Source organism: Luethyella okanaganae, from assembly GCF_042660285.1.
Taxonomy (GTDB): domain Bacteria; phylum Actinomycetota; class Actinomycetes; order Actinomycetales; family Microbacteriaceae; genus Luethyella; species Luethyella okanaganae.
Genome location: NZ_JBHSTP010000010.1, coordinates 1 through 542, shown reverse-complemented (window position 1 = coordinate 542; position 542 = coordinate 1). Strand labels below are relative to the sequence as shown.

Genomic DNA, 542 nt, shown 5'->3' with positions numbered 1-542 from the left:
ACGAGGTCTTCGTGTTTAACGCTACCTTCCAGACCCCTGACCTGACCACGTTCTGCCGACTTGACGAGCTCGGCCTCGAAGCGATTGGGCAACGTCTCGAACCAGACCGTGCGCTCATCGAGTGCCGAGTCGCCCAGTCCGACCCCTGGTGCCGCAGGTGCGGGGCGGAAGGCATCCCGCGTGACAGCGTCGTTCGGACACTCGCGCATGAGCCCTGCGGGCATCGTTCCACGATCCTGAAGATCCGGATCCGCCGCTTCCGCTGCTCCTGGTGTCGGAAGGTCTGGCGAGAAGACACCACCGCTGCCGCACCCGCCCGGGCGAAGATCTCGCGCGCCGGGGTTCGTTGGGCCCTCGAGGCACTGGTCATCGATCACCTCACCGTCTCGCGTGCAGCGGCGAATCTCGGGGTGTCCTGGCACACCGCGAACACCGCGATCCTTGACGAGGGGAAACGGCGGCTGATCGATAACCCGAACCGGTTCGACGGGGTCACCACGATCGGCGTCGACGAACACGTCTGGCGGCACACCCGCCGAGGC

Annotated in this window: 1 pseudogene; it reads left to right on the top strand. The window is 66.2% G+C overall.

Annotated features, from left to right (window positions below):
- Positions 1–11 precede the first annotated feature (11 nt).
- A pseudogene (locus ACFQB0_RS15400) lies at positions 12–542 on the top strand (ISL3 family transposase); the annotation flags it as partial.